Origin of the sequence: Faecalibacterium sp. DFI.5.82, assembly GCF_029076575.1 — a bacterium.
Lineage (GTDB): Bacteria > Bacillota > Clostridia > Oscillospirales > Ruminococcaceae > Faecalibacterium > Faecalibacterium duncaniae.
The window spans coordinates 1-296 of sequence record NZ_JARFIS010000882.1; the positions used below are offsets into that span (position 1 = coordinate 1).

Below are 296 nucleotides of genomic sequence, written 5' to 3' on the forward strand. Positions count from 1 at the left end.
GCTCTGCCTTGCACTCCTCCAGCACGGCCTTGGCATCCTGCAGCTCCCGCAGACTGGTGATCATGGGGAACATGATGCTCATGTTGCCGAAGGCAGAAGCGCGCAGCAGGGCCCGCAGCTGGGTCTTGAAGAAATCCCTGCGGGTCAGGCAGATGCGGATGGCGCGGTAGCCCAGCGCGGGGTTGTCCTCGTGGTCGAGCTTGATGTAGTCCACGGTCTTGTCCGCGCCGATATCACTGGTGCGCACGACCACCTTTTTGGGAGCCAGGCTCTCCAGCACCTGCTTGTAGGCCTCG

The 296-nt window shown here is 62.8% G+C and carries 1 protein-coding gene; it reads right to left on the reverse strand.

The window, feature by feature from the left end:
* The coding region (locus tag P0G09_RS19340) for a putative PEP-binding protein (RefSeq protein ID WP_342760577.1) at window positions 1-296 on the reverse strand (296 nt) is incomplete at both ends.